The organism is Mesorhizobium sp. M7A.F.Ca.US.014.04.1.1, from assembly GCF_003998745.1.
GTDB classification, from domain to species: Bacteria; Pseudomonadota; Alphaproteobacteria; order Rhizobiales; family Rhizobiaceae; genus Mesorhizobium; species Mesorhizobium ciceri.
Genome location: NZ_RZRW01001421.1, coordinates 1 through 497, shown reverse-complemented (window position 1 = coordinate 497; position 497 = coordinate 1). Strand labels below are relative to the sequence as shown.

General features: G+C 64.2%; 1 protein-coding gene. It reads right to left on the bottom strand.

Features of this window, described 5'->3' with window-relative positions; genetic code table 11:
• On the bottom strand, positions 1-497 hold a 497-nt coding region (locus tag EOA22_RS36890; RefSeq protein ID WP_245478822.1), incomplete at both ends, for an OB-fold nucleic acid binding domain-containing protein.

The window sequence follows — 497 nt, the reverse complement described above, 5'->3', positions numbered from 1 at the left end:
ACGCTAGCCAGATCGGCGGAAAGATCGCTCAAACGGTGAGCGACGAGATGGACCACCTCGCCTTCGCGCTGAATCCGCCCATGGACGCCGATCATGCCGGCGCCGAGCACGACCCTGCGATATTTTTCGAACACCTTGACCCACACAACCAGGTTGGCGATCCCGGTCTCGTCCTCGATCGTGATGAACATCACGCCCTTGGCTGAGCCAGGCCGTTGGCGAACCAGCACGAGCCCGGCCGCCTCCAGCCATTGTCGGTCACGCGCCTGCATTGCTTCTCGACAAGAGACGATGCGCTTGCGGCGCAGATCGGCGCGCAGGAACGAAACAGGATGCTCGCGCAGAGTCAGCCCGACATGTCCGTAGTCTTCGACGACCTCGCCGCCTGATGTCATGGCACGCAGCGTAACGCTGGGCTCCTGGATCTCCGGCACCGTCCGCTGCTCGCGCGCGGAGGCGGCAGCAAACAGCGGTAGCGGCTCTGAGCGGAGGGGCTT